The organism is Lederbergia citri, from assembly GCF_018343625.1.
Lineage (GTDB): Bacteria > Bacillota > Bacilli > Bacillales > Bacillaceae_C > Lederbergia > Lederbergia citri.
In genome coordinates, this window is the sequence record NZ_JAGYPG010000007.1 from 49,581 (window position 1) to 75,214 (window position 25,634).

The 25,634-nt window shown below is 38.8% G+C and carries 22 protein-coding genes and 1 tRNA gene; all 23 read left to right on the top strand.

Going from position 1 to position 25,634, the window contains the following annotated elements:
• Positions 1-210 precede the first annotated feature (210 nt).
• Positions 211-798, top strand: coding sequence for a GNAT family N-acetyltransferase (locus KHA97_RS23565; protein WP_213127242.1), 588 nt, complete (start codon positions 211-213; stop codon positions 796-798).
• Between the two features lie 215 nt (positions 799-1,013).
• Entirely contained in the window at positions 1,014-1,649 is a 636-nt protein-coding gene (locus KHA97_RS23570) for a 50S ribosomal protein L25/general stress protein Ctc (protein WP_213127243.1), read from the top strand.
• Positions 1,650-1,918: 269 nt separating this feature from the next.
• Positions 1,919-2,479 carry an aminoacyl-tRNA hydrolase gene (gene pth / locus KHA97_RS23575; RefSeq protein ID WP_213127244.1) on the top strand — a complete coding sequence of 187 codons (561 nt, stop codon included), beginning with the start codon at positions 1,919-1,921 and terminating at the stop codon, positions 2,477-2,479.
• 66 nt (positions 2,480-2,545) lie between these two features.
• Positions 2,546-2,776, top strand: a complete 231-nt coding sequence (locus KHA97_RS23580) for an anti-sigma-F factor Fin family protein (protein ID WP_213127273.1) — start codon at positions 2,546-2,548, stop codon at positions 2,774-2,776.
• Positions 2,777-2,897: 121 nt separating this feature from the next.
• A complete protein-coding gene (gene mfd / locus KHA97_RS23585; protein ID WP_213127245.1) occupies positions 2,898-6,410 on the top strand; it encodes a transcription-repair coupling factor in 3,513 nt (1,170 codons plus the stop codon).
• Positions 6,411-6,589: 179 nt separating this feature from the next.
• Positions 6,590-7,126 (top strand): stage V sporulation protein T, encoded by a 537-nt coding sequence (gene spoVT, locus KHA97_RS23590; RefSeq protein ID WP_213127246.1) that lies wholly within the window; start codon positions 6,590-6,592, stop codon positions 7,124-7,126.
• Between the two features lie 561 nt (positions 7,127-7,687).
• Positions 7,688-9,274, top strand: a complete 1,587-nt coding sequence (locus KHA97_RS23595) for a putative polysaccharide biosynthesis protein (protein WP_213127247.1) — start codon at positions 7,688-7,690, stop codon at positions 9,272-9,274.
• Between the two features lie 2 nt (positions 9,275-9,276).
• Positions 9,277-10,740 carry a bifunctional methyltransferase/pyrophosphohydrolase YabN gene (gene yabN, locus KHA97_RS23600; protein WP_213127248.1) on the top strand — a complete coding sequence of 488 codons (1,464 nt, stop codon included), beginning with the start codon at positions 9,277-9,279 and terminating at the stop codon, positions 10,738-10,740.
• A gap of 25 nt (positions 10,741-10,765) precedes the next feature.
• Positions 10,766-11,035: an RNA-binding S4 domain-containing protein gene (locus KHA97_RS23605; RefSeq protein WP_213127274.1), complete on the top strand. Its 270-nt coding sequence runs from the start codon at positions 10,766-10,768 to the stop codon at positions 11,033-11,035.
• 285 nt (positions 11,036-11,320) lie between these two features.
• A complete protein-coding gene (yabP, locus tag KHA97_RS23610; protein ID WP_213127249.1) occupies positions 11,321-11,623 on the top strand; it encodes a sporulation protein YabP in 303 nt (100 codons plus the stop codon).
• Complete coding sequence (yabQ, locus tag KHA97_RS23615) at positions 11,620-12,258, top strand: spore cortex biosynthesis protein YabQ (protein WP_213127250.1); 639 nt, start codon at positions 11,620-11,622, stop codon at positions 12,256-12,258. The genes yabP and yabQ overlap by 4 nt, the downstream gene beginning before the upstream one ends.
• Before the next feature lie 16 nt (positions 12,259-12,274).
• Positions 12,275-12,679, top strand: coding sequence for an FtsB family cell division protein (locus KHA97_RS23620; protein WP_213127251.1), 405 nt, complete (start codon positions 12,275-12,277; stop codon positions 12,677-12,679).
• A 73-nt stretch (positions 12,680-12,752) separates the two neighbouring features.
• Positions 12,753-13,181 (top strand): S1 domain-containing RNA-binding protein, encoded by a 429-nt coding sequence (locus tag KHA97_RS23625; RefSeq protein ID WP_213127252.1) that lies wholly within the window; start codon positions 12,753-12,755, stop codon positions 13,179-13,181.
• 174 nt (positions 13,182-13,355) lie between these two features.
• A tRNA-Met gene (locus KHA97_RS23630) sits at positions 13,356-13,429 on the top strand.
• 489 nt (positions 13,430-13,918) lie between these two features.
• Positions 13,919-16,435, top strand: a complete 2,517-nt coding sequence (spoIIE, locus tag KHA97_RS23635) for a stage II sporulation protein E (protein WP_213127253.1) — start codon at positions 13,919-13,921, stop codon at positions 16,433-16,435.
• A gap of 281 nt (positions 16,436-16,716) precedes the next feature.
• Complete coding sequence (locus KHA97_RS23640) at positions 16,717-17,454, top strand: vWA domain-containing protein (RefSeq protein ID WP_213127254.1); 738 nt, start codon at positions 16,717-16,719, stop codon at positions 17,452-17,454.
• On the top strand, positions 17,423-18,367 hold the full coding sequence (locus tag KHA97_RS23645) for a protein kinase domain-containing protein (RefSeq protein ID WP_213127255.1): 945 nt from the start codon (positions 17,423-17,425) through the stop codon (positions 18,365-18,367). The genes KHA97_RS23640 and KHA97_RS23645 overlap by 32 nt, the downstream gene beginning before the upstream one ends.
• 177 nt (positions 18,368-18,544) lie before the next feature.
• On the top strand, positions 18,545-19,861 hold the full coding sequence (gene tilS, locus KHA97_RS23650; RefSeq protein WP_325167540.1) for a tRNA lysidine(34) synthetase TilS: 1,317 nt from the start codon (positions 18,545-18,547) through the stop codon (positions 19,859-19,861).
• A 25-nt stretch (positions 19,862-19,886) separates the two neighbouring features.
• Entirely contained in the window at positions 19,887-20,432 is a 546-nt protein-coding gene (gene hpt / locus KHA97_RS23655) for a hypoxanthine phosphoribosyltransferase (RefSeq protein ID WP_213127257.1), read from the top strand.
• A 171-nt stretch (positions 20,433-20,603) separates the two neighbouring features.
• Positions 20,604-22,610, top strand: coding sequence for an ATP-dependent zinc metalloprotease FtsH (gene ftsH / locus KHA97_RS23660; RefSeq protein WP_213127258.1), 2,007 nt, complete (start codon positions 20,604-20,606; stop codon positions 22,608-22,610).
• A gap of 109 nt (positions 22,611-22,719) precedes the next feature.
• On the top strand, positions 22,720-23,493 hold the full coding sequence (locus KHA97_RS23665) for a type III pantothenate kinase (protein WP_213127259.1): 774 nt from the start codon (positions 22,720-22,722) through the stop codon (positions 23,491-23,493).
• Positions 23,494-23,506: 13 nt separating this feature from the next.
• A complete protein-coding gene (hslO, locus tag KHA97_RS23670) occupies positions 23,507-24,403 on the top strand; it encodes an Hsp33 family molecular chaperone HslO (RefSeq protein WP_213127260.1) in 897 nt (298 codons plus the stop codon).
• A gap of 200 nt (positions 24,404-24,603) precedes the next feature.
• Entirely contained in the window at positions 24,604-25,530 is a 927-nt protein-coding gene (cysK, locus tag KHA97_RS23675; RefSeq protein WP_213127261.1) for a cysteine synthase A, read from the top strand.
• Positions 25,531-25,634 lie beyond the last annotated feature (104 nt).

The window sequence follows — 25,634 nt, forward strand, 5'->3', positions numbered from 1 at the left end:
TAATGAGCATAGACTAAATTTACCTAGTACAGAAATAAGAGCACATCATGCCGTTTCTTATATCAGATTAAGGATAAGTGTTATCTTTTTGCAAATATTAATATTAGGGTTTATTCATGGTCATTCCTGCGTGTGGTTTGGCAGGATATTTCGTTTACTATTTATTATTTGAGGTTACAGACGAGTAAATAAATGATAGGGAGCAGTCATATGAATTGGTACAAGAAATTAAATGAATACTTTCCAGCTGAAGAAATGAAATCAAAAGAGCATATGGAAATATTATTAAATGAAAAAGGGAATATCTACCACAAGGATGAAGGCCCATACCATGTGATGATGTATGCTGAATTCGATCAATTTGTCTTTATTGATTATATCTGGGTATCATCAAGAGCAAGGGGTCAGGGTATTGGACATAAATTGATTGAAAAAATGAAAAAGAAAAGTAAGCCTATTATTCTAGAGGTAGAACCGATCGATTATGATGATTCTGATACGGAAAAAAGATTACGATTTTATAATCGAGAAGGTTTTGTTCACGCCAATTCTATTGGTTATAAAACCCGTTCATCATCCACTGGTAAGCCAGTGGAATTGGAGATTTTATATTGGTCCCCAAATAAAAAAGAGATGGAGGAAAAAGTTTTTAAACAGGTACAAAAAATGTATGAAACCATCCATTCATATAAAGCGCGGGAAGTATATGGTAAGCCAAAAGAAAGTGTAGATGAAGTAGTAATATTTGCAGAACAACAAAAAGATGACTTGATGGAGGAAATTAACGTAAATGATTGATTAAGACAGGAATGAGTACTTCCCTTAAGTTTTGGTCAGTTATGAGGCTAGCTTTACCCTTGAATCACCACTTTTTCGATGTTTTTGTGAAGAATTTCCTCGATTTTCCGATTAGCAGACTGTTTCAATTTTCTTATCATTAGAAGTTTATTTTTCTTTATGTTAGGGTATTAATAGAGATGCATTACATAATAGGGAGAGGGAGTGTCATACTAATGAGTACTGTACTAGAAGCAAAAAGTCGTACGAATGGGAAACGATCACAATTGACTGCCATTCGCATGCAAGGTAGTATACCAGCGGTAGTTTACGGTTACCAGGTTGAAAGTACCCCAATTTCTGTAAATAGTGCCGATTTTATGAAAACTATGAGAGAAGTCGGAAGAAATGGTGTTATCTCTCTAGATCTTGAAGGAAAAAAAGTAAATGTTATTTTACATGAATATCAAGAAGATGCATTGAAAAATGATATCCTTCATGCTGATTTTCTAGCGATTGATCTGAATCAAGAGATTGAGGCAAATGTAAGGGTGGAATTATCAGAAGACTCAGTAGGTGTCAAGAGTGGTGGAGTTCTCCAGATCTTGTTGCATGAACTTTCCGTAACGGCTGTTCCTGATGAAATTCCAGAAGTCATCCAAATTGATATTACAAATTTAAACATTGGAGAATCAATAACTGTTGGGGAAATTCGTGGAAATGTATCATGTACAATTAATCACGAAGACGATGAGCCAATTGCGAATATCCAACCTCCACGTACGCAAGAAGAAGATCCAGATGGAGGAGTTCGAGAAGAGGACCCACCTGAAAATAGCAACGATGATAAAGCTGAAGGTGAAGATGCATAATATTGATTTAAGCGCAGCCAGATGGTTGCGCTTTTGTTTCCGTCTCGCGCAAACAGCCAGTGGCTAGCAAACTGTGTGTCCAATAACCATGCTACATTGGACAAAGTTTCTTAATTTGTTCGTTCTTTGTCACATACCCCAATAATTTTGAATCATACCTTCTTAACTTTTTCATCGTTTTTCCAGCTGCAGAAGCTTGTGCTTTTGTTTCCGTTTTAGCAATTATCACGTATAATAATATGAAACAGGTGTAACTTGGGGTGTTTGGGATGAAATTAATTGTAGGATTAGGGAATCCCGGTCTTTCTTATAAAAAAACTCGTCATAATATCGGCTTTGTCATTGTGGACGAGTTAGCGAAAAGATTAGGGACTACTTTATCTGAGAAAAAATTTAATGGAATTTATTCTGTTGTTCATAAAAATGGAGAAAAGGTTATTTTACTTAAACCTTTGACATATATGAATTTATCGGGAGAAAGTATCCGTCCGCTCATGGATTACTATGACATCCCGGTGGAAAATTTACTCGTGATTTACGATGACCTTGATTTGCCGGTTGGAAAAATACGATTAAGGCAAAAAGGAAGCGCCGGCGGACATAATGGGATGAAGTCTACGATTGCCAATCTCAGTACTCAAGATTTCAAACGAATACGAGTAGGAATCGATCGCCCTCCTGTAGGGATGACAGTACCTGATTATGTCTTAAGTAAATTTCGCAAAGAAGAAAAAGAAGAAATACAAGCGGTTGTCGAAAAATGTGTTGATGCATGCGAAGAGTGGTTGGATAAGCCTTTTTTAGAAGTCATGAACCAATTTAATGGGTAGTCATGAATAACTCCTTATAAAGGTGTTCATACTATGAACGGATTCCTTTTGTGAGGAGGGCTTACTATACCTATTCATTATTATTGTCGCCATTGTTCTACCAAAATGGGTACCATTAATGATACCGTTTTAAATGAAGAACAACTTGGCATTCATACATTAACGAATGAGGAAAAACAAGATATGGTTTCGTATGGGTCAGATGGAGATATTCATATTCAATCGATATGTGACGATTGCCATGAAGCATTTAAAAAGAATCCTGACTTGCATCAATATGATTATCTTATCCATTAAAAAGCTTTGGACGGAAATCCAAAGCATTTTTCCGTTGGAATATAATACACCCATTTTATAAAAAGATAGAGTACAAGTTAACCTCTCAAATAACTGCCTATTCTATGAAGAGGAGATAAACATGCAAGGCATTAAAAACTTAATTATAGAGCAAAACGAAATACAATCGATTCTTTCTGGAATTGAAGAAAATCTGCGAGAACAATTGATAGCTGGGTTATCAGGTTCGGCAAGGGCAGCATTCATAGCAGCTGCTGCAGAAAAAACCGGAAAATCGACCATCGTTATTACCCATAATCTTCTGCAAGCTCAAAAACTTCATGAGGATCTCGCTCAATTTATTGATGAAGATGAGCTCTTTCTTTATCCTGCCAATGAGCTGATTGCTGCAGAACTTAGTATCGCAAGCCCGGAGCTGCGCGCCCAACGAATTGAAGCGCTTAATAATATGGTCTCGGGTCGTCGCGGTGTTTTTGTCGTTCCGATTGCTAGTTTACGAAAAATACTGCCACCACCATCGATATGGCAAGAATATCAAATGCTTATTGAATTAGGGCAAGATCTAGATCTTGAGAAAGATTTGTTGAAGTTTGTGCAAATGGGATATAGCAGAACGGACATGGTTAGCGCACCAGGTGAATTTAGTGTGCGCGGAGGAATATTAGATATTTATCCGCTTACAGAAACTGATCCTATTCGCATTGAGCTTTTTGATACAGAAGTAGATTCAATCCGAACTTTTTCTCTTGAGGACCAACGTTCGAAAGATAAAAGAAAAAGTGTAATGATTGGTCCTGCCACCGAATCACCGGTAAATCGTAATCAATTGGCAAAAATGGTTGATCAAATTGAAGCTGGACTTTCACGTTCATTGAAAAAACTTAGAAGTGAAAAGGCAAAGGAGCTTTTATCCGAAAATATTGGTTATGATTTAGAACAGCTGCGCAATGGTCAAAAGCCGGAGCAATTTTATAAATATATATCGTACGCCTATGAGCCTCCTGCAAGTTTACTAGATTATCTTTCTGAGAATGGATTACTAATCTTTGATGAGCTAAGCCGCATCCAAGAAATGAATGAAAGACTTGATAAGGAAGAAGCTGAATGGTATACGTCCTTACTTGAACACGGGGAAATCATTCATGATCTGGCCGTGTCGAATCCATTTTCTCAATTATTGACTAAACATAATTTACCGAAAGTGTATTTATCCTTATTTATGAGGCATATTGCGAATACGAATCCGCAAAATATTGCCAATGTTCCTTGTAAGCTTATGCAAAACTTCCATGGTCAAATGCATTTGCTTAAAGGTGAGGTGGAACGCTGGCAAAAAAATCGCTATTCTGTTATTTTTCTTGCTCCAAATGCTGAACGGGCAAAGAAATTACAATCTGTTTTATATGACTATGAAATCGAAGCATCTAATGTAAAAGATGAAGCTCATCCTGTTTTTGGAATTCAAATTATTCAAGGTGCATTGAATTCAGGCTTTGAGCTGCCATTGGCAAAAATGGCTGTCATAACAGAAGAAGAAATTTTTAATAAAAAAACCCGGAAATCAAAGAGAAGGCAAAAACTTTCAAATGCCGAGCGGATTAAAAGCTATTCTGAATTGCAGGTCGGCGATTATGTTGTTCACGTCAATCATGGAATAGGAAAGTATCTGGGGATTGAAACCTTATTAATCAATGGTGTGCATAAAGATTACTTACATCTTAGATATCAAGCCGACGATAAGCTTTATGTACCAGTCGAACAAATAGATCTCGTTCAAAAGTATGTAGGCTCTGAAGGAAAGGAGCCAAAAGTTTATAAATTAGGCGGCAGTGATTGGAAGCGTGTAAAGAAAAAGGTAGAGTCTTCAGTTAAGGATATCGCGGATGACTTGATTAAATTATATGCAGAAAGAGAAGCCGCCAAAGGGTATCCATTTTCGCCGGATAGCGATTTACAACGGGAACTCGAAGCTTCTTTTCCTTACCAAGAAACAGAGGATCAGCTCAGGTCGATTACAGAAATCAAACGAGATATGGAGAAAGAAAGGCCAATGGATCGCCTGCTTTGCGGGGATGTCGGTTATGGAAAAACAGAAGTAGCCATCCGTGCAGCGTTCAAGGCGATTATGGACGGAAAGCAAGTTGCTGTATTAGTGCCGACCACCATTTTGGCGCAACAGCATTTCGAAACTATTAAGGAGAGATTTCAAGATTACCCAATTAATATTGGCTTGCTTAGCCGTTTTCGTTCAAGAAAACAGCAAACTGAAACGGCAAAAGGGTTAAAAAACGGTACGGTCGATATTGTAATTGGAACCCATCGTCTTTTATCAAAAGATATTCAGTATGCTGATCTCGGACTATTAATTGTCGATGAAGAGCAGCGTTTTGGAGTGACACATAAAGAAAAAATCAAGCAGTTAAAAGCAAATATTGACGTGTTGACATTGACGGCAACTCCTATCCCTAGAACACTCCATATGTCAATGTTAGGCGTTCGGGATTTATCTGTCATTGAAACGCCGCCAGAAAATCGTTTCCCTGTGCAAACTTATGTTATGGAATATAATGGTGCACTTGTAAAAGAGTCCATTGAGCGTGAGCTGGCAAGGGGCGGCCAAGTTTACTTCCTATATAACAGAGTTGAAGATATTGAAAGAAAGACAGAAGAGATTTCAATGCTTGTCCCTGACGCTCGGGTTGCGTATGCACATGGGCAAATGACGGAGACAGAGCTGGAATCGGTTATCCTAAGTTTTCTTGATGGAGAATTTGACGTACTTGTGACTACCACGATTATTGAAACGGGTGTTGATATCCCGAATGTAAACACACTGATTGTCCATGATGCCGATCGAATGGGACTTTCTCAACTATATCAATTAAGGGGACGGGTTGGGCGCTCTAATCGAATTGCATACGCTTATTTCACGTACAGACGAAACAAAGTTCTTACGGAAGTGGCTGAAAAAAGATTGCAGGCCATTAAAGAATTTACAGAACTTGGTTCCGGTTTTAAAATTGCGATGCGCGACTTGTCGATAAGAGGTGCTGGTAACTTACTTGGTGCCCAACAACATGGTTTTATTGATTCCGTCGGGTTTGATTTATATTCTCAGATGCTTAAAGATGCCATCGATGAACGAAGGGGAACGATACACGAGCAAAATGTACCTGCCTTTGAAGTGGAACTTGAATTAGATGCCTATATACCTGATTCCTATATTGGCGATGGTTATCTGAAAATAGAAATGTACAAACGCTTTAGGAATATTGATTCTTTGGAAGAGTTGCAAGAATTACAAGATGAAATGATTGATCGTTTCGGCGACTATCCGGAACAGGTCGGCTATTTATTTACGGTTGCTGAAATGAAAGTGTATGCCCGTCATGCGAAGCTTGAGCTTATTAAGCAAACAAAATCCGATATATCCATTTTTATGTCGGAAGAAGGTACGAAAGAAATAGACGGAACAAAAGTATTTGCAATATGCAATCGACATGGTCGGATGGTTGGCCTCGGGATGGATGGTTCACGGTTAAAAATTACAATCCAACTAAATCGATTGCAAACTAAAGAATGGCTAACCATCTCAACAGAGATTATGAAAGATTTGGGAAGTGCCAAAAAGTAAAAATTGCTTTCATCTAGAAAAAAATGACTTAGAATGTATAGAACTCTCTAACTGAAAGATACTAAATTCAACTACCAATGGTAATGAATTGTAAAAACGGAAGCTTTTCTTTAAATTTAGGTGCTTCATTAATACGAAAGCTTACGTAAAATCATCTGATGAAAGAGAGGCAACTTAGGATGAAAGCAACTGGTATTGTTCGTCGAATTGATGATTTAGGAAGAGTGGTAATTCCAAAGGAAATTCGTAGAACTCTTAGAATTCGGGAAGGTGACCCATTAGAAATTTTTGTAGATCGTGATGGGGAAGTAATATTAAAAAAATATTCTCCCATTAATGAATTAGGCGATTTTGCTAAAGAATATGGAGAAGCATTATATGAAAGCCTAGGAAGCTCAATACTCATTTGTGACCGAGACGCAGTTATTGCTGTTAGTGGAACATCTAAAAAAGAATATTTAAATAAAAGCAATGGAGATATAATTGAAAAAGCGATGGCCGAGCGGTCGTCTCATCTCGAAAAAAACCCAGGTAAAATTGCACTTATTGAAGGCCATGAGGAAGAACTTTCCTCTTATGCAATATCTCCAATCATTGCCAGCGGGGATCCAATTGGAGCAGTTGTCATTTTTTCGAAAGAACAGACCATCGGAGACGTTGAAAAAAAATCTGCGGAAACTGCTGCGAGCTTTCTTGCAAGGCAAATGGAATCTTAATAAGCTATATATACGACCCGGAGATATTTATGATCTTCGGGTTATTTGTTTTTACTGAAAAAATAACATTGAACTTTGTGGACAACTTTCATGGTAGGAGGTTTTCGTCCAGCTCCAGCGCCTATCGACTAGCAAACTTCTTGTCTTTCCCTTTTGCGTAAGTCAACATCGGCTCGTTTTGTCTAGCTGCAGTCGCCAGCCCCTCGAGGTCAAATAACCTGAGTCAATAAAAGTCAAAATACAGACATTTTTTTGACTCAGAACATTTGCTTGTTGGAGGCCTTGCAGGATGCGGGTCAGGAAGGCGTTGCAACAGGACGTTGCGCCCTTAGCCTTCCTTCTTTTAACCAAGCGCCTTCCGCTTTTCCAACCTCGCCGTGTTTCCTTTATCTCAGTTAAAGGCCGAAATAGGACCATCGACTAAAACCGCCACGTCCCTTATGTCTTCGTCGACGGACCCACATCCTGTGGGCCTGTACGTCGATGGACAGGCGCTTGCGCATTTGTTCTTATGCTATAATATCTTTTATCAAGATTTTACGCAGAAAGGCGAGGGCGAGTTTGCCTAAAGAACAATCAAATCAGTTTATGCACGGCGCACTCATTCTAACGATGGCTGCTTTTATTGTAAAATTGCTGAGTGCGGTATATCGGGTGCCTTTTCAAAACATTGTGGGTGATGTCGGTTTTTACATATATCAGCAAGTTTATCCGCTTTACGGAATAGCAGCGGTTCTTTCCAGTTCCGGTTTTCCCGTTATTATTTCAAAATTGGCGGCTGAAAGTGGGGTCGGAAAACGAAATCATCTTGCACATGGATTGCAAGCCGCTTTCCTTACTCTTCTTCTTGTTGGCGTTTCATTATTTTCTATTTTGTTTTTTGCAGCAAAGTTTATTGCCTTATCAATGGGCGATGTAGGGCTAACCCCTTTAATCAAAATTTCTGCCTTTATGTTTTTATTTTTACCGTTCTTTTCCGTATGGCGTGGTTATTTTCAAAGTGTCGGAAAGATGACGCCGACGGCTATTAGCCAAGTGACGGAGCAACTAGCAAGGGTCACTGCTATCCTTGTTTTCGCTTACTTGCTGACGTCAAAGGGATATTCTTTATATGATGTCGGGAGTGGCGCAGTATCGGGCTCCATACTTGGAACGATTTTTGGGCTACTTATTCTCACCATCTATGTCATGAGAAATAAAGCAATTCGAATGTTATTTCAAAAAGGACTATCTTTTCGTAAATTTTATAAGACGGCGCAAATCGTTCTTGTTCACGGAACCGCTATCTGTTTAAGCGGGATGCTGCTCATTCTTTTTCAGTTGATTGATTCATTTAGCTTATATTCCTTGCTCGTCCAATCAGGCATAAGTGCGGATGAGGCGAAAGCATGGAAAGGGGTATTTGATAGAGGGCAGCCCTTGCTTCAACTAGGAACAGTCGCTGCTTCATCCTTTTCTTTAGCCCTTGTACCGCTTATAGCGGCAGCTTGGATGAAAGATGAAGAGGATGTCATTCACAAGAAAGCGATCAGCGCTATTAAAATCACTACCGTTATTGGCGTTGGTGCTACTGCAGGGCTCGTAAATATTATGAAGCCTACCAATGCGATGCTGTTCGCAAATGATGAAGGAACATTCGTTCTTTCCGTTTTAGCGATAGCCATTTTTTTCAGTTCTTTAATATTAATTTGTTCGGGAATTTTACAAGGATTGGGGCATGTCTTTGCCCCAGGGAAATTTATTCTGATCGGTCTTTTAGTAAAAATGGGCTTAAATATTTTATTTATACCGATATTTGATACGATGGGGGCAGCTATTGCAACGATAACAGGTTTAGCGGTTATCACCGTATTAATGTTAAAAAAATTAAATAAAAGAGTGGTCGTTATAGCTGTTTTGAAAAAAATATTTACAAAGCTTATAGTAGCTGTGCTTGCCATGACGGCTGTTTTACAATTATGGCTATTTCTAATTTCTTTGCTCGGTGATGGCCGACTTGTTTTTACATTCGCTGCATTAAGCGGCGTGATGGTAGGAGCGGCTATATATTTGGTAATGATAGTAAAAAGTCATACATTAACTGCTGATGAAATAGCGTTAATTCCTTTTGGGAAACGACTCGTAAGGAAAGAGCGGGAAAGGAAGTAATCATGAATAAAGAAATTTTAGTTATCGGACTTGGATCGGGTGATTTAAACCAATTGCCGTATGGCGTTTATAAACTGTTAAAGCAAGGCGGGCGCCTTTTTTTAAGAACAAAAGAGCACCCAGTTGTAGAAGAACTTTTGCGTAAAGATATTCACTATGAATCCTTTGACCACGTATATGAAAAACACGATCAATTTGAAGCAGTTTATGAAGAAATAACGGAAACTCTATTAAACATGGCGGCTGAAGATATTATTTACGCTGTTCCAGGACATCCAATGGTAGCGGAGAGGACCGTTCAATTGCTGTTAGAACGGGGATCTACACGTGGAGTGGAGGTAAAAATAGGCGGTGGTCAAAGCTTTTTGGACAGTCTATTTGCAGCGGTAAAAGTAGATCCTGTTGAAGGTTTCCAACTGCTGGATGGGACGATTCTTCAAAAAGAGCAGATTAGAATTGATCAACATTTAATTATTGCTCAAGTGTATGATGCTTTTGTAGCTTCAGATGTAAAACTAACATTGATGGAAAAATATCCTGATGATTATGAGGTTGTGATCGTAACTGCTGCAGGAAGCACGTTGGAACAAATCAAAAAAATCCCGTTGTACGAACTAGACAGACAAATAAAATTGGATAATTTGACAAGTTTATACGTGCCGCCTATTTCCACAAGAGAGCTGGCTTATAAAGAATTTTCCACATTAAGAGAGATCATAGCAGAACTTAGAGGACCTGATGGCTGTCCGTGGGATAAAGAACAAACCCACGAATCCTTAAAAAAATATTTAATTGAAGAAGCGTATGAACTTCTTGATGCAATTGACCGTGATGATATCGATAATATGATAGAAGAATTAGGCGATGTCTTGCTGCAAATTATGCTACATGCTCAAATTGGCGAAGACGAAGGAATGTTTTCGATTGAGGATGTCATTGAAGCCATAAGTGAAAAGATGGTCCGTCGTCACCCACATGTTTTTGGCGATGTTCAAGCAGAAAGCTCTGAACAAGTAGTGGCAAATTGGGCGGAGATCAAGGCAAAGGAAAAAAATGCGGAAACAAGTAAAAAATCGTTGCTAGATGGAACGAGTAAAGGTTTGCCCGCCTTGTTAAGATCTTTTGATTACCAAAAACTTGCAGCAAAAGTTGGATTTGATTGGGGTGCTCCAGAAGGGGCATGGGAAAAAGTAAAGGAAGAAATGCAGGAATTCGAAGACGAATTAACGAATGGAAATAAGCAGGAACAACTTTTTGAGCTAGGTGATTTGCTATTTGCGTTGGTGAATGTAGCAAGATTATTGGATATTCATCCCGAAGAAGCACTGCAGACTTCGAATGAAAAGTTTTTCCGCCGCTTTTCTTTTATAGAATCAAAAGTACGTGAGAGCGGGAAACCAATTGAGAAATATACTTTGGAAGAACTAGATCAATTTTGGAACGATGCAAAAAAAGCAGGTTTATAATAGGGGGTAAATTTAGATGGCAACAATGCGTTTAGACAAGTTTTTAAAAGTGTCACGATTGATAAAAAGGCGCACTCTCGCAAAAGAAGTAGCGGATAAAGGTAGAATTGCAATAAATGGACAAATTGCAAAAGCTAGCTCCAATGTTAAAGTAGGGGACGAGCTAGAGATTCGTTTCGGGCAAAAAACGGTGACCGTCAAAATTGACGCTCTTCAAGAATCATCTAGAAAAGAAGAAGCAGCTAATATGTATACGGTGTTGAAAGAGGAAAAAGCTGCTAGGGAAGAGCTTTAGAATAGTCTGGCCTTCCTGGGTATGTACGTCGATGAGCAAGGCACTTTCGCTTTTCGTATTGTCTAGCTCCAGTGCCTATCGACTAGCAAACTTCTTGTCCTTCTCCCTACGATAAGTCAACATCGATTCGCCTTCCAGGCTCATCGTGTTTCCTTTATCTCAGTCGAAGGATCTGAAGTTTGTACGTCGATGAACAGGCACTTCCGCTTTTCGTAAGGCTTGTTCTATTATTTCATTTTCTCTCATATGTATTAAACAAAATTAGTGCGAAAATGAGGGATGAAAATGAACCAATATTACGAATCTATGCCTTCAAAGGGAGCGGTGCCTGATCACGATGTAGTGATGAGAGGCAGAAAAATTCTTGATATAACAGGGGTAAAGCAAGTAGAAAGCTTTGATAATGAAGAATTTTTATTAGAAACGTCAATGGGCTTTTTGGCGATACGTGGCCAAAATCTTCAAATGAAGAATCTAGATGTAGACAAGGGGATTGTCTCGATAAAAGGTAAGATATATGATCTAGTCTATCTTGATGATCATCACGGCGAGAAGGCAAAAGGATTCTTTGGGAAGCTATTTCGATGAGTTTATCTACTCAGTTTTATACAATGCTTTCCATGATCGCCATGGGAAGCTTTTTTGGCGCATCCCTCGATACGTATCAGCGGTTTTTAAATAGAAAGAATCGAAAAAAACTGATTCTTTTTATAAACGATATTTTATTTTGGATTTTCCATGGGCTTATCGCTTTTTATATTTTGTATCTGGTTAATTATGGAGAACTACGTTTTTACCTTTTATTAGCGCTTCTTTGTGGCTTTGCTGCTTACCAAGCCTTATTAAAAAAATTTTACTTAAAAGTCCTTGAAGCAGTCATAACTTTCACAAAAGCTACCATTCGTTTTATTCATAAGTTATTTACTACACTTGTATATAGTCCAATCAAATGGCTTGTTTTATTTCTATTAGGGGTTTTAGTGTTTACAGGGAAGGTCCTTTTGACACTTGTAAAAATTGTAGGAAAAGTGTTATTATGGGGTTTAAAGGTTGTCCTGTATCCGTTAAAATTAATTGGTAAAGGACTTCTCTACCTTGTTCCAAAACAAGTAAAAAAAGCTTTCCGAAAATCATATGACGTAATAGCAGGATATTTTCAAATTATCAAGAATGTAATGATGAAAGTGGTTCATTTTATAAAAGAAATGTTTCGCAATAAATAAATAAGGAGGCCATAGGATGGGAGTAAAAAAAATCAGCCCGATTACTTCACTAGAAACAAACTATATGAAGCAGCAAGAAGTCATCATGAGAAGAACAGCCAAAAGAAAAAAACTTCTCATTCGAAGATTGTCTATATTCCTCATCCTAACCGTGGCATTATCCTATTTAGTCATCTCCACTTTTATGTATCGATCAGGTGTCCTGGAAGCTAAGAAAAAGGAAGAAGCGAAGCTGGAAAAAACGCTCGCTGAATTAGAGAAAGAACAAATAAAGTTGGAAGATGAAATTGTGAAGCTAAACGATGATGAATACTTAGCAAAGCTGGCGAGAAGTGAGTATTTCCTTTCTGAAGAAGGTGAAATCATTTTTAATATCCCAGAACCAAAAAAGAAAAAGAAAGAAGATAAGGTGTCTTATTGACACTTTTTTTATAAGTTCTATATAATGTAGAATAAGGCTTATTTTTTATACTTTAAGGAGGATCATTTTTTTTATGTCGATCGAAGTAGGCAGCAAGTTACAAGGTAAGGTAACAGGCATCACTCATTTTGGGGCGTTCGTTGAATTGCCCGAAGGCACAACAGGTCTTGTTCACATTAGTGAAGTAGCCGACAATTATGTGAAAGACATCAATGAACATTTAAAAGTTGGCGATGAAGTCCTAGTAAAGGTCTTAAATGTTGAGAAAGACGGAAAAATTGGCTTGTCAATTCGTAAAGCAAAAGATCAGCCACCGGCTCAATCTCATTCACATTCACATTCAAATCCACGTCCACGACAAAATCGAGTAAATGATGTTCGTACAAAAGAAAGCTTTGAGCAAAAAATGAACAAGTTTTTGAAAGATAGTGAAGACCGCTTATCTTCATTGAAGCGTCATACGGAATCAAAACGTGGTGGACGAGGAGCGAGAAGAGGTTAACTTGCTGTCTGTTTAATAAAATATATGGGACTGCCCAAATCTAAGAACAAATTCTTGGTTTGGGCAGTTTTTTCGTACTGGAAATTCATGGTTATTCGCACTTCTTGTAAAAATATGATTGACAACTTTTTGAGAGGTCTGTATTATAGACATTGTGCCTTTTATAAGGTTCATGGCGGCGTAGCTCAGCTGGCTAGAGCGTACGGTTCATACCCGTGAGGTCGTGGGTTCGATCCCCTCCGCCGCTATACTGAAATGCGAAAGCGCCTTGCTCAGCGGTGTACAAACTTTAAGGCCTTTGACTGAGATAAAGGAAACACGACGAGGAACGAGTCGATGTTGACTTATCGTAGGGAAAAGGACAGGAAGTTTGCTAGCCGCTAGGCGCTGTAGCTAGACAATACGAAATGCGAAAGCGTCTGTTTAGCGACGTACAAATTTCAGGGCCTTTGACTGAGATAAAGGAAACACGGCGAGGAACGAGCCGATGTTGACTTATCGTAGGGAGAAGGACAAGAAATTTGCTAGTCGCTAGACGCTGTAGCTAGACAAAACGAAAGGCGCTTGCTTGTTTTGACCACAAGCCTATAGCGTCAGCAGCCAAATATCAAAAAAAAGCATAAGACATTCTTCCCATGAAGAATAGTCTTATGCTTTTTAATTTGCCCAAATTAGTCGAACTCTTTTATTAATCATGTCCATCAAAATGACAAAATACTAAAACAAGCCCATTTATAATGAAAGCTATTAAAAATGTGGGGAGTGTATTTAAAGTGGAAAGAGGAGATCTAAGTATCATTGCGCCGTTACGGAATATGGAACTGCAAGAAAATAAAATTGATATTTCGAAGAAGCTCAGGATCATTCAGCAGCGACTGGATTATTTATTCCTGCAAAAGGGCATTGCCTTGCTTCTTGTATCTCTGCTTCTTGGCCGTGCTTTAATATTATCCCATTTAACTCCATTTGCTTTGCCATTCTTCGCAGTCGTCTACTTATTAAAAAGGGACAAGGCCCCGTTAGTCCTTTTTGGTCTATTAGCAGGTTCGCTAACACTGTCTATAGGAAATGCTGCATATACCCTTACTTTATGTATATTATTCCTGATTACTTTTAAAGCTTTGAACCGTTTGTTGAAACATGCTTTTAAAATATTGCCTTACTTAGTTCTTTCTCTTTCTTTCTTTATAAAATGCGGTTTTCAGTTCGTTCAAAATGGACAGACTCTCTCTCGTTATGATGCCGTAATGGCAGCGGTTGAAGCGAGTCTTGCATATGTCCTTGTCTTTATATTTATGCAAAGTATTCCATTTCTTTCCTCCCGTAAAAGAAAAAAATCTTTAAAAACGGAAGAAGTCATTAGTCTTATCATCTTGCTTGCTACTGTTTTAACGGGAACGATTGGCTGGGCGGTGTATGAATTATCCGTTGAGCATATTCTTTCACGTTATCTTGTTCTTCTTTTTGCTTTTACAGCCGGCGCAACTGTTGGATCGACTGTTGGTGTCGTGACAGGTCTGATATTTAGTCTTTCGAATATCGCAAGCCTTTATCAAATGAGCTTGTTAGCTTTTGCAGGATTGCTCGGCGGTCTTCTTAAAGAAGGAAAACGCATTGGCTCTGCAATTGGGCTAATGGTGGCAACAATTCTGATTGGAATGTACGGTGAGTCCAATACTCCACTTGAATTGACTGTTTATGAATCATGTGCAGCCATCTTACTATTTTTCATTACTCCGTCAGGCTTGACCGAAAAATTGGCCCGTTTTATTCCTGGAACTCCCGAGCATGCGAAAGACCAACAGCGATATGCAAGAAAAATTAGGGACATTACTGTCCGAAGGGTAGAGCAATTTTCATCTGTTTTTCAAGCTTTGTCTAATAGTTTTTCTCAAACTGAAAAATGGGAGGATGAAAAAAACGAAGAACAGGAATTTGATCTTTTTCTCAGTCATGTAACAGAGAAAACATGCCAAAACTGTTTTAAGCGCAATCATTGTTGGAGTTCTAACTTTGATAAAACATATGAATTAATGAGGACTGTTATGCATGACATGGATGAAAATTCGGGGACTCTCTCACCTCCTGTTTACAGGCAGTTGGACAAGCATTGTAATAAAGCAAAAAAAGTGCGTGATACAGTCCATAAAGAACTTACGATTATGAACGCAAACCAGCAATTGAAAACACAATTGCAGGAAAGCAGGAAGCTTGTAGCTGAACAATTATTAGGTGTGTCTGAAGTAATGGGAGATTTTGCAAAAGAAATTCAGCGGGAACAAGAAAACCATCATCGGCAGGAAGAAATGATGCTTGATGTTTTGCAGGATTTCGGAATTGAGATCGAGCAAATTGAAATTTATAGCCTCGAACCCGGAAATGTGGACATTGATATAACTCTTCCTTATGCAAGTAGTTTAGGAGAATTTGAAAAAATCATCGCACCCATCATATCCGACATATTAAATGAAACGATTATCGTAAAGGGTGAAGAGTATGAAGAGTATCGTTCGGATTTATCTTACGCAACCCTTCGTTCAATGAAGGCCTACACTGTAGACACAGGTGTTGCACATGCAGCAAAAGGAGGAGGTTTTTTATCAGGAGATAGCTACTCTACGATCGAACTAGGTCCCGGAAAATTTGCAGTAGCTATTAGTGATGGGATGGGAAACGGAGAAAGAGCCCATTATGAAAGCAGTGAAACACTCAAGCTTTTGCAAAAGATACTCAAATCTGGCATTGAAGAAAGGGTGGCGATTAAATCAGTCAATTCCGTTTTATCGTTAAGAACGACAGATGAAATTTTTTCAACATTAGATCTTGCAATGATTGATCTACAAAATGCCCAAGCAAAATTTCTTAAGATTGGTTCGACGCCAAGTTTTATAAAAAGGGGAGATAAAATATTAAAAATTGAATCTGGTAATTTACCCATGGGAATTTTACAAGATTTTGATGTAGATATCGTGACAGAGCAGTTGCGTGCCGGCGACTTACTTATCATGATGAGCGACGGTATATTTGAAGGACCTAAAAATGTTGAAAATTATGAGTTGTGGATGAAGCGGAAGCTAAGAGAAATGGAAACGGATGAACCGCAGGCTGTTGCAGATTTAATTATGGAGGAAGTGATAAGAACGAGATCTGGAGTGATTGCGGATGATATGACGATTGCTGTTGTGGCAATAAAACATAATACGCCAAAATGGGCTGCCATTCCTGTAAGAAGTAGACATATGAAAATATCATAAAGAAGTATTAGAAAAGCGCAAGCGCCTTGTTCATCGACGTACAGGCCCACAGGATGGGCGGTTTTAGTTGACGTTCCTTCTTCGGCCTTTGACTTAAGAGAAGGGCAAGAAGTTTGCTAGTCGATAGGCGCTGTAGCTGGACAGCTAAAGTCTAAATTCAAAAATATAGACACAATAAAACTTATAGTATATTTAAGTATAAAAAAAGTTACTCCCGGCGAGGATGATACTAAATAAACAGTTTCATATGAAGCGAAACTGTTAAATTTGGAGGGGAGTACATGAAAAAGGGCAGTTTGAAACAAATTTTATTAATTACGGACGGTTGTTCCAATCAAGGTGAAAACCCTATAGCTATGGCTGCACTTGCGAAAGAGCATGGCATTACGGTTAATGTCATTGGGGTAGTTGAAAACGATTCTATTGAAGAAAAAGGCATAAAGGAAATAGAAGGGATTGCCGCCTCTGGTGGCGGGATTAGTCAAGTTGTGTTTGCCGAGCAATTATCGCAAACGGTACAAATGGTAACAAGAAAGGCGATGAACCAGACGCTGCAAGGGGTTGTAAATAAAGAATTGCGGCAAATTTTAGGGAAGGATATGGAGTTAGAAGAGCTTCCGCCTGAACAGCGCGGAGAAGTGATGGAAGTAGTCGATGAACTCGGTGAGACAACGGACGTAGAAGTCGTTATATTAATTGATACGAGCGCTAGCATGAAAACGAAGCTGGATACTGTAAAAGAAGCTTTATTAGACCTGTCTTTAAGTTTGAACGCTAGGATGGGCGATAATCGTTTTGCGGTTTTAATATTTCCCGGGAAAAGGAAAGATGTAGAAAGGCTTTTAGATTGGACGCCAAATTTGGGATTACTGACGAGTATTTTCCCAAAACTCGCCGTAGGAGGGATTACTCCAACGGGACCTGCTATCCGCGAAGCGATCACATATTTTAAGAAAAAGCGTTCTTTGAGAGGATTGCTATCAGGTGATGATGAACAATATATCGAAGAATCAATGTAATTATTCTACTGGCACTGTCATCATTGGAAAATGGCATAGGCATCATTATGAAATTGTTAAAAAGCTTGGCTCAGGTGCAAATGGAGTGGTGTATCTCGCCAAAAATCGTAATGGTTATACTGCGGTGAAGATGAGCGTGGATAGTGTTACAATCACCACGGAGGTTAATGTCCTAAAAGCACTTGAGAAGGTCCAAGGGTCAGCCCTCGGACCTTCTTTGTATGATGTAGATGATTGGGTGAACGGAAAAAGACGAATTCATTTTTATGCGATGGAATACATTCAAGGACAAGAGCTTTTATCCTTCATTAGGGAAAAGGGTCTATCTTGGACTGGCGTCATGATCGTGCAGCTCCTAGATGTTTTAGAAGGTTTGCATGAAAAAGGTTGGATTTTCGGCGACTTGAAGCCGGAGAACTTAATTGTGGAAGGACCAACACCTAGAATTCGCTGCATTGATGTTGGGGGAACGACGATGAAGGGTCGCGCTATTAAAGAATTTACTGAGTTTTTTGATCGTGGTTACTGGGGGCTGGGCTCTAGAAAGGCAGAACCAAGTTATGATCTTTTTTCGACCGCTATGATGATGATCAATTTATATTACCCAAAACGGTTTGTTAAAAAAGGAGACAGCATCAAACAATTAACCGCTATGATTCAAGGAAATAAGGAATTGATAAAATTTGAAACGGTTTTAATGAAGGCGCTTTTAGGGAAATACGACTCCGCTAAAGAAATGAAAAAAGAGATTCTTGTGATTCTCTCTGTAGGTGAGCGGTCACAAAAGCAACGAACAACGCGATATTTACCAAAAACAAAAAAGAAAAGAATGAGGTCTTTTTGGGAAACCGCATCAATCCTGCTGCTTACTTTGATTTTATATACCTTATATATATATGGCTATATATTATAGGAAATTTCAATGCTTTATGCTATTCCTTTCAATCGAGTAAATGATACGATATATATAGATAGGGAATTTCCGAAATAACGTAAGGGAATGGTTTTTGTGTTGGATTATGAGAGAAAAACGCATAGTTTTATTTCAAGGCATTCCCTGCTTCATGAGGGAGATTATGTTTTGATAGCGGTGTCTGGTGGTCCCGATTCTTTGGCATTACTTGATTTCCTATATCATCAGTCAACGAGATATAACATTAAGATTGCTGCCGCACACGTTGATCATATGTTAAGAGGCGAAGCATCAAAAGAAGATCTAATTTTCGTCCAACGTTATTGCGAACATCGAAATATCATGTTTAAAAGTGCTTCAATCGATATTAATGCGAAAATGGAAGTAGATAAAACGGGCTTACAGGAAACGGCTAGAAAATACCGTTATCAATTTTTTGAAAATGTAATGGAAGAGCTTCATGCAAATAAGCTTGCTGTTGGTCAGCATGGTGATGACCAAATAGAAACAATTCTAATGCGGCTTGTGAGGGGAAGCAGTGGGATTTCCAGAGCGGGCATTCAAGTGAAAAGGCCATTTGGTCAAGGTAAAGAGTTAATACGCCCGCTAATGGGCGTATCCAAAATAGAAATAGAGGAATACTGTAAAGCACATCATTTAGAACCACGTCGTGATCTAAGCAATGATACAAAAAAATATACAAGAAATCGGTTTAGGTGGGATGTGCTGCCTTTTTTAAAAAAAGAAAACCCTCGTGTAATTGAACATTTTCAACGTTTCAGTGAAGAAATAAGTGAGGACGAAACATACCTACAGGAATTGGCAAAAGAGGCATTTAAGAAGATGTGTCAGGTTTATGAAGAGGGTGCAATGTCACTTGATATTCCTTCATTTTGTCAAATAGCTTTGCCTTTACAAAGAAGAGTGATTCATCTAATATTAAACTATCTTTACAAACAATACATACCTGATTTAACGTCGGTACATATAGACGCATTTCAACAGCTGATTAAGGGAGATAACCCTTCTGGAAGATTGGATTTTCCGAATGGTCTAAAAGTGATTAGGTCCTATAATTCTTGCCGATTTACATTTAGTGAGAAAGAGCAGAGCTCAAGCTTTTACTACGAAATTTTTGAAGGCGAGCAGGCCGTTCTGCCAAACGGAAAAATGATTCGAGTGGAAAAGGCAGCTAATTTTCCAATAATAGAAAATGAACATACAATAATTGTTCAACCAGAAGACATTCAATTCCCTTTAATTATTCGTCCAAGACAAATCGGTGACAAAATAAAAGTAAAAGGGATGAACGGCACAAAGAAAATCAAAGATATTTTTATTGATATGAAGATACCTTTGGAAGAAAGGGCAAAATGGCCAATTGTGACTGATCAAACCGGTAAAATCCTTTGGATCCCGGGATTAAAAAAATCTTCTTATGAAACACCTCCTTTACGACAAAAAGATTATTACCTTATATACTATAGCGACTAAACATACTTGGGAGGCAACCGAACAAATGAAGCATGATATTGAAAAAGTATTAATAAGTGAAGAAGAAATCAATGCAAAAATCATTGAACTTGGCCATCAACTTACGGAAGAATATGATGGACGTTTTCCTCTTGCTATTGGAGTACTAAAAGGAGCAACTCCTTTTATGACGGACCTCATGAAGAGGATTGATACATATTTAGAGATCGATTTTATGGATGTTTCGAGCTATGGAAGGTCAACTGTCTCCTCTGGAGAGGTAAAAATACTGAAGGATTTAAACACGCCTGTCGAAGGCCGTGATATCCTAATAATTGAAGATATCATTGATAGTGGTTTGACATTAAACTATCTTGTTGATTTATTCCGCTATCGTAAAGCGAAATCAATCAAAATTGTTACGCTATTGGATAAACCAACAGGAAGAAAAGCAAATATTGAAGCAGATTATGTAGGTTTTATTGTACCGGATGAATTTGTAGTCGGCTACGGCCTTGACTATGCGGAGAAATATCGCAATTTGCCCTATATTGGGATATTAAAGCCTGAAGTTTATGGCAAGAATGAATAAAAATGAAATAAATATTGAAAAAGAAGTGGATTTGTTGTAAAGAAAGAAATGACTATGATACTATTGAATATAGTTTTTTTAAAAGCTAAAAAAGTGTAAGATTTTTATTAGGATACATTTTTAAGACAGTAATCATATGTTCGCTTTTCTTAAAGTGGGAGGAGGTAAGGGATGAACCGGATTTTTAGAAATGTTATTTTTTACGCTCTAATTTTTCTCGTTCTTGTGGGAATATTAAGCTGGTTTAAAAATAGCAATGAAACAATAAAACCGATGACATATAATGCTTTTGTCACGCATTTGGAAAATGGTGAAATTGAAAAGTATACAATGCAACCTGAACGAGGCGTTTATGAAATTAAAGGTCAGTTAAAAGGTGCTCAGGAAGGTCAATTTTTTATTACGTATGTGATGAATAGTCCTGCTATGTTGGATCGTATTGATGCGGCTGCATCTGAATTAGAAGTAAAGCCTGCGAAAGAAACAAGTGGCTGGGTGTCATTTTTCACGACAATTATTCCATTCATCATTATCTTTATTCTCTTCTTCTTCTTGTTGAACCAAGCGCAAGGTGGCGGAAGTAGAGTAATGAACTTCGGAAAGAGTAAAGCAAGGCTCTACTCAGAAGAAAAGAAAAAGGTACGATTTAAAGACGTTGCGGGCGCCGATGAGGAAAAACAGGAGCTCGTAGAAGTCGTTGAGTTTCTGAAGGATCCAAGAAAGTTCTCCGAATTAGGTGCAAGAATACCAAAAGGGATCTTACTTGTTGGACCTCCAGGTACTGGTAAGACACTTCTAGCGCGCGCTGTTGCTGGGGAAGCGGGAGTTCCATTTTTCTCCATCAGTGGTTCCGACTTTGTTGAAATGTTTGTCGGTGTTGGTGCGTCTCGTGTCCGTGATTTATTTGAAAATGCTAAGAAAAACGCTCCATGTATCATTTTTATAGATGAGATTGATGCAGTTGGACGCCAACGTGGTGCAGGCCTTGGCGGTGGCCACGATGAGCGTGAGCAAACATTAAACCAATTGCTCGTGGAAATGGATGGGTTTGGTGAAAATGAAGGAATTATCATTGTAGCCGCTACAAACCGTCCAGATATATTAGACCCTGCTCTATTGCGTCCTGGACGCTTTGACCGTCAAATCACAGTTGATCGTCCTGACGTCAACGGGCGTGAAGCAGTCTTACGTGTTCATGCGCGTAATAAACCGCTTGATGAGTCAGTCAACTTGAGATCTATCGCAATGAGAACACCAGGTTTTTCAGGTGCAGATTTGGAAAATCTATTGAATGAAGCTGCGTTAGTTGCGGCAAGGCATAATAAGAAGAAAATTGATATGCTTGATGTGGATGAAGCGACCGACCGTGTAATTGCTGGTCCAGCTAAGAAAAGCCGAGTCATATCTGAGAAAGAGCGAAACATTGTTGCGTATCACGAGGGTGGACATACGGTCATTGGTCTCGTGTTGGATGAAGCAGATATAGTTCATAAAGTAACAATTGTTCCACGTGGTCAAGCTGGCGGCTATGCTGTCATGCTTCCTAAGGAAGACCGTTATTTCCAAACGAAGCCGGAGCTGCTTGATAAAATTACTGGATTGCTCGGAGGCCGTGTTGCTGAAGAAATTACCTTCAATGAAGCGTCAACAGGTGCCCATAATGACTTCCAACGTGCTACCGGAATTGCCCGCCGCATGGTTACTGAATTTGGGATGAGTGAAAAACTTGGTCCACTTCAATTTGGTCAAGCGCAAGGCGGTCAAGTGTTCTTAGGCCGTGACATACACAACGAACAAAATTATTCAGATGCGATTGCATATGAAATCGATATGGAAATTCAACGCATCATTAAAGAATGTTACGAGCGAGCTGAAAAAATTCTCAGAGAAAATCGTGACAAGCTTGAATTGATTGCACAAACACTTCTTGAAGTGGAAACTCTTGATGCAGATCAGATTAAGAGCCTTTATGAAAAAGGTACACTTCCGGATCGCCCAGTTTCTACGGTTACGCCAGATCCAAATGATCCAAAAGTAACTATCCAGCCAAAGGACGAAGGAGACATGTCGATCAAAGAAGAACGAATCGATCCTCCTGTAGGCAAACCTGAAAAATTAGGTCCGACGAAAAAAGAAGATGATCCATCCGATTCACAAGATGAGGATAAAAAGGAATAAAATGAAGAAGACATCGAGTACAAATTCGGTGTCTTTTTTATTGCCATTATATAAAGTAATTGTGGTATGATGTTTGAGATGAAAAAGTCTCTTTAAAAAAGTGGTGAAGATGTTGATTTTTGTTTTGGATGTAGGGAATTCAAATATCGTTCTTGGTGTATATCAAGGTAATGATTTGAAATATCATTGGCGCATTGAAACGAGCAGGCATAAAACGGAAGATGAGTTTGGCATGGCGATTAATGCCCTATTTCAACATGTTGGATTACGCTTTGAAGATATAAACGGAATTATTATTTCTTCTGTAGTTCCTCCTATTATGTTCACATTGGAAAGAATGTGCTCGAAATATTTTCAAGTGAAACCTTTGATTGTTGGACCAGGAATTAAAACTGGGTTAAATATAAAATACGAAAATCCTCGTGAAGTAGGGGCTGACAGAATCGTTAATGCGGTAGCAGGCATACACGAATATGGAAGTCCGCTGATTATAGTTGATTTCGGGACGGCTACAACGTTCTGCTACATAAATGAAAAATCTGATTATATGGGTGGAGTCATTGCACCTGGTATCGGTATTTCTACAGAAGCGCTCTATTCAAAGGCAGCTAAGCTTCCGCGGATAGAGATTACTCATGTTGATGAAATCATCGGAAAAAATACAGTGGCGGCGATGCAAGCTGGTATTTTATTTGGTTTTGTTGGGCAAGTTGAGGGTATTGTAAAACGTATTATAGAGAAAAGTAAGCAAAAGCCTATCGTTGTGGCTACAGGTGGACTTGCAAATTTAATTGCAACCGAAACAAAAATGATTGATATTGTGGATCAAGATCTAACCCTTAAAGGGTTGCAGCTCATTTATAAGAGAAATGTCAGCGAATGAAAGGGGCTAGCAAATGGCGGACTACTTAATAAAAGCACTTGCATATAATGGACAAGTACGTGCATATGCAGCACTTACAACAGAAACAGTTGGAGAAGCACAGCGTCGTCATTACACGTGGCCTACTGCTTCAGCGGCTCTCGGCAGAGCGATGACAGCGGGTGTAATGATGGGTGCAATGCAAAAAGGTGAAGAAAAAATTACGATTAAAGTAGAAGGTGACGGACCACTCGGCATTATCCTTGTTGATGCAGACGCAAAAGGAAATGTGCGTGGCTATGTAACGAATCCTCAAACTCACTTTGATTTAAATGAACAAGGAAAGTTGGATGTAAGGAGAGCGGTTGGGACGGAAGGGACATTATCTGTAGTGAAGGATGTGGGGCTGCGCGACCACTTTACAGGACAGGTTCCGATCGTCTCTGGTGAATTAGGGGAAGATTTCACCTATTATTTTGCCAAATCGGAACAAACTCCATCTTCTGTTGGAGTAGGAGTACTCGTTAATCCAGATAATACGATTCTGGCTGCAGGTGGATTTATCATCCAAATTATGCCTGGGGCAAATGATGAAGTCATTGAGGATATTGAAAAACGACTCGGATCTATTATGCCTGTTTCAACAATGATTCGTGAAGGATATGCTCCTGAAGATATTCTTAATCAAGTTCTCGGCGCTGAAAATGTAAAGATATTAGAGAAGGTACCCGTTCAATTTGTTTGTACTTGCTCAAAAGAGCGATTTGCCAATGCAATCATCAGTCTAGGCGAAAAGGAAATTCAGGATATGATTGATGCAGATGGCGAGGCGAACGCTCAATGTCATTTTTGCAACTCCACATACCACTACTCCAAGGAAGAACTAGAAGAACTTAAAGAAGCATCGATAGAAAAATTTAGTGGGAATTAAATAGTGTGTTATAAAAGGCGGTCAGTAAATGAACTGCCTTTTTGATTTTTATAGGAAAAAAACATGTAGTGCAAAGAGAAGTCATAGGTATATTTTCATACAATTATGTAAATAATAAGGGTTCGTTATTGACAGTACACCTATTTACTGGTAATTTGTAAATAAACCAATTAAAATACTCGGATTTAGAGGTGGAGAACATGACGAAAAAGGCAAATTCAATCGCCGATTTAGTGGGCAATACCCCTGTAGTAAAATTGAACCGCATCGTTGATGAAAACAGCGCAGATGTATATGTAAAGCTTGAATATATGAATCCTGGAAGCAGTGTAAAAGACCGAATCGCTTTAGCGATGATAGAAGCTGCTGAAAAAGAAGGGAAATTAAAAGAAGGCGATACGATTGTTGAGCCAACTAGTGGGAATACAGGTATTGGCCTAGCGATGGTTTCAGCTGCAAAAGGATACCGTGCAGTTCTCGTAATGCCTGAGACAATGAGCCTAGAACGTCGTAATTTGCTTAGGGCTTATGGAGCAGAATTAGTATTGACACCAGGGCCTGAAGGTATGAAAGGTGCCATTCAAAAAGCGAAAGAATTGGCAGAAGAAAAAGGCTATTTTATGCCTCAACAGTTTGAAAACTTTGCTAATCCAGAAATCCATCGTTTGACAACTGGTAAAGAAATTGTAGAGCAAATGGGAGATCAGTTGGATGCATTTGTATCAGGGATTGGAACTGGTGGAACTATAACAGGTGCTGGCGAAGTATTAAAAGAAAAATATCCTGATATTAAAATATTTGCAGTAGAGCCTGAAGACTCTCCGGTTCTATCCGGTGGAAAGCCTGGCCCTCATAAAATTCAAGGAATCGGAGCAGGTTTCGTTCCAACTGTATTAAATACAGAGATTTATGATGAAGTTATAAAAATTTCTAATGATGAAGCTTTTGCAGCGTCGAGACGTGCTGCCAAAGAAGAAGGTGTACTTGGCGGAATTTCAGCCGGAGCGGCCTTGGCGGCGGCGTTACAAGTAGCGAAAAAATTAGGAAAAGGTAAGATAGTATTGGCCGTTCTTCCTGACAATGGAGAGCGTTATCTAAGTACAGCACTCTATCAATATGAAAACTAATACATGTACGATCTGAAAAGCAAGTCCAAATGAGGGCTTGCTTTTCTATTTTTATGCTAAAGGAAGTATAATTTTTTACTTAGAATTATTACGGGACGGGTGTC

What these genes read in the sequence shown, in the direction of transcription:
- KHA97_RS23565 (WP_213127242.1), top strand. Translation starts at nt 211, where the DNA reads ATGAATTGGTACAAGAAATTAAATGAATACTTTCCAGCTGAAGAAATG.
- KHA97_RS23570 (WP_213127243.1), top strand. Translation starts at nt 1,014, where the DNA reads ATGAGTACTGTACTAGAAGCAAAAAGTCGTACGAATGGGAAACGATCA.
- pth (WP_213127244.1), top strand. Translation starts at nt 1,919, where the DNA reads ATGAAATTAATTGTAGGATTAGGGAATCCCGGTCTTTCTTATAAAAAA.
- mfd (WP_213127245.1), top strand. Translation starts at nt 2,898, where the DNA reads ATGCAAGGCATTAAAAACTTAATTATAGAGCAAAACGAAATACAATCG.
- spoVT (WP_213127246.1), top strand. Translation starts at nt 6,590, where the DNA reads ATGAAAGCAACTGGTATTGTTCGTCGAATTGATGATTTAGGAAGAGTG.
- yabN (WP_213127248.1), top strand. Translation starts at nt 9,277, where the DNA reads ATGAATAAAGAAATTTTAGTTATCGGACTTGGATCGGGTGATTTAAAC.
- KHA97_RS23605 (WP_213127274.1), top strand. Translation starts at nt 10,766, where the DNA reads ATGCGTTTAGACAAGTTTTTAAAAGTGTCACGATTGATAAAAAGGCGC.
- yabP (WP_213127249.1), top strand. Translation starts at nt 11,321, where the DNA reads ATGAACCAATATTACGAATCTATGCCTTCAAAGGGAGCGGTGCCTGAT.
- yabQ (WP_213127250.1), top strand. Translation starts at nt 11,620, where the DNA reads ATGAGTTTATCTACTCAGTTTTATACAATGCTTTCCATGATCGCCATG.
- KHA97_RS23620 (WP_213127251.1), top strand. Translation starts at nt 12,275, where the DNA reads ATGGGAGTAAAAAAAATCAGCCCGATTACTTCACTAGAAACAAACTAT.
- KHA97_RS23625 (WP_213127252.1), top strand. Translation starts at nt 12,753, where the DNA reads ATGTCGATCGAAGTAGGCAGCAAGTTACAAGGTAAGGTAACAGGCATC.
- spoIIE (WP_213127253.1), top strand. Translation starts at nt 13,919, where the DNA reads ATGAAAGCTATTAAAAATGTGGGGAGTGTATTTAAAGTGGAAAGAGGA.
- KHA97_RS23640 (WP_213127254.1), top strand. Translation starts at nt 16,717, where the DNA reads ATGAAAAAGGGCAGTTTGAAACAAATTTTATTAATTACGGACGGTTGT.
- KHA97_RS23645 (WP_213127255.1), top strand. Translation starts at nt 17,423, where the DNA reads ATGATGAACAATATATCGAAGAATCAATGTAATTATTCTACTGGCACT.
- hpt (WP_213127257.1), top strand. Translation starts at nt 19,887, where the DNA reads ATGAAGCATGATATTGAAAAAGTATTAATAAGTGAAGAAGAAATCAAT.
- ftsH (WP_213127258.1), top strand. Translation starts at nt 20,604, where the DNA reads ATGAACCGGATTTTTAGAAATGTTATTTTTTACGCTCTAATTTTTCTC.
- KHA97_RS23665 (WP_213127259.1), top strand. Translation starts at nt 22,720, where the DNA reads ATGTTGATTTTTGTTTTGGATGTAGGGAATTCAAATATCGTTCTTGGT.
- hslO (WP_213127260.1), top strand. Translation starts at nt 23,507, where the DNA reads ATGGCGGACTACTTAATAAAAGCACTTGCATATAATGGACAAGTACGT.
- cysK (WP_213127261.1), top strand. Translation starts at nt 24,604, where the DNA reads ATGACGAAAAAGGCAAATTCAATCGCCGATTTAGTGGGCAATACCCCT.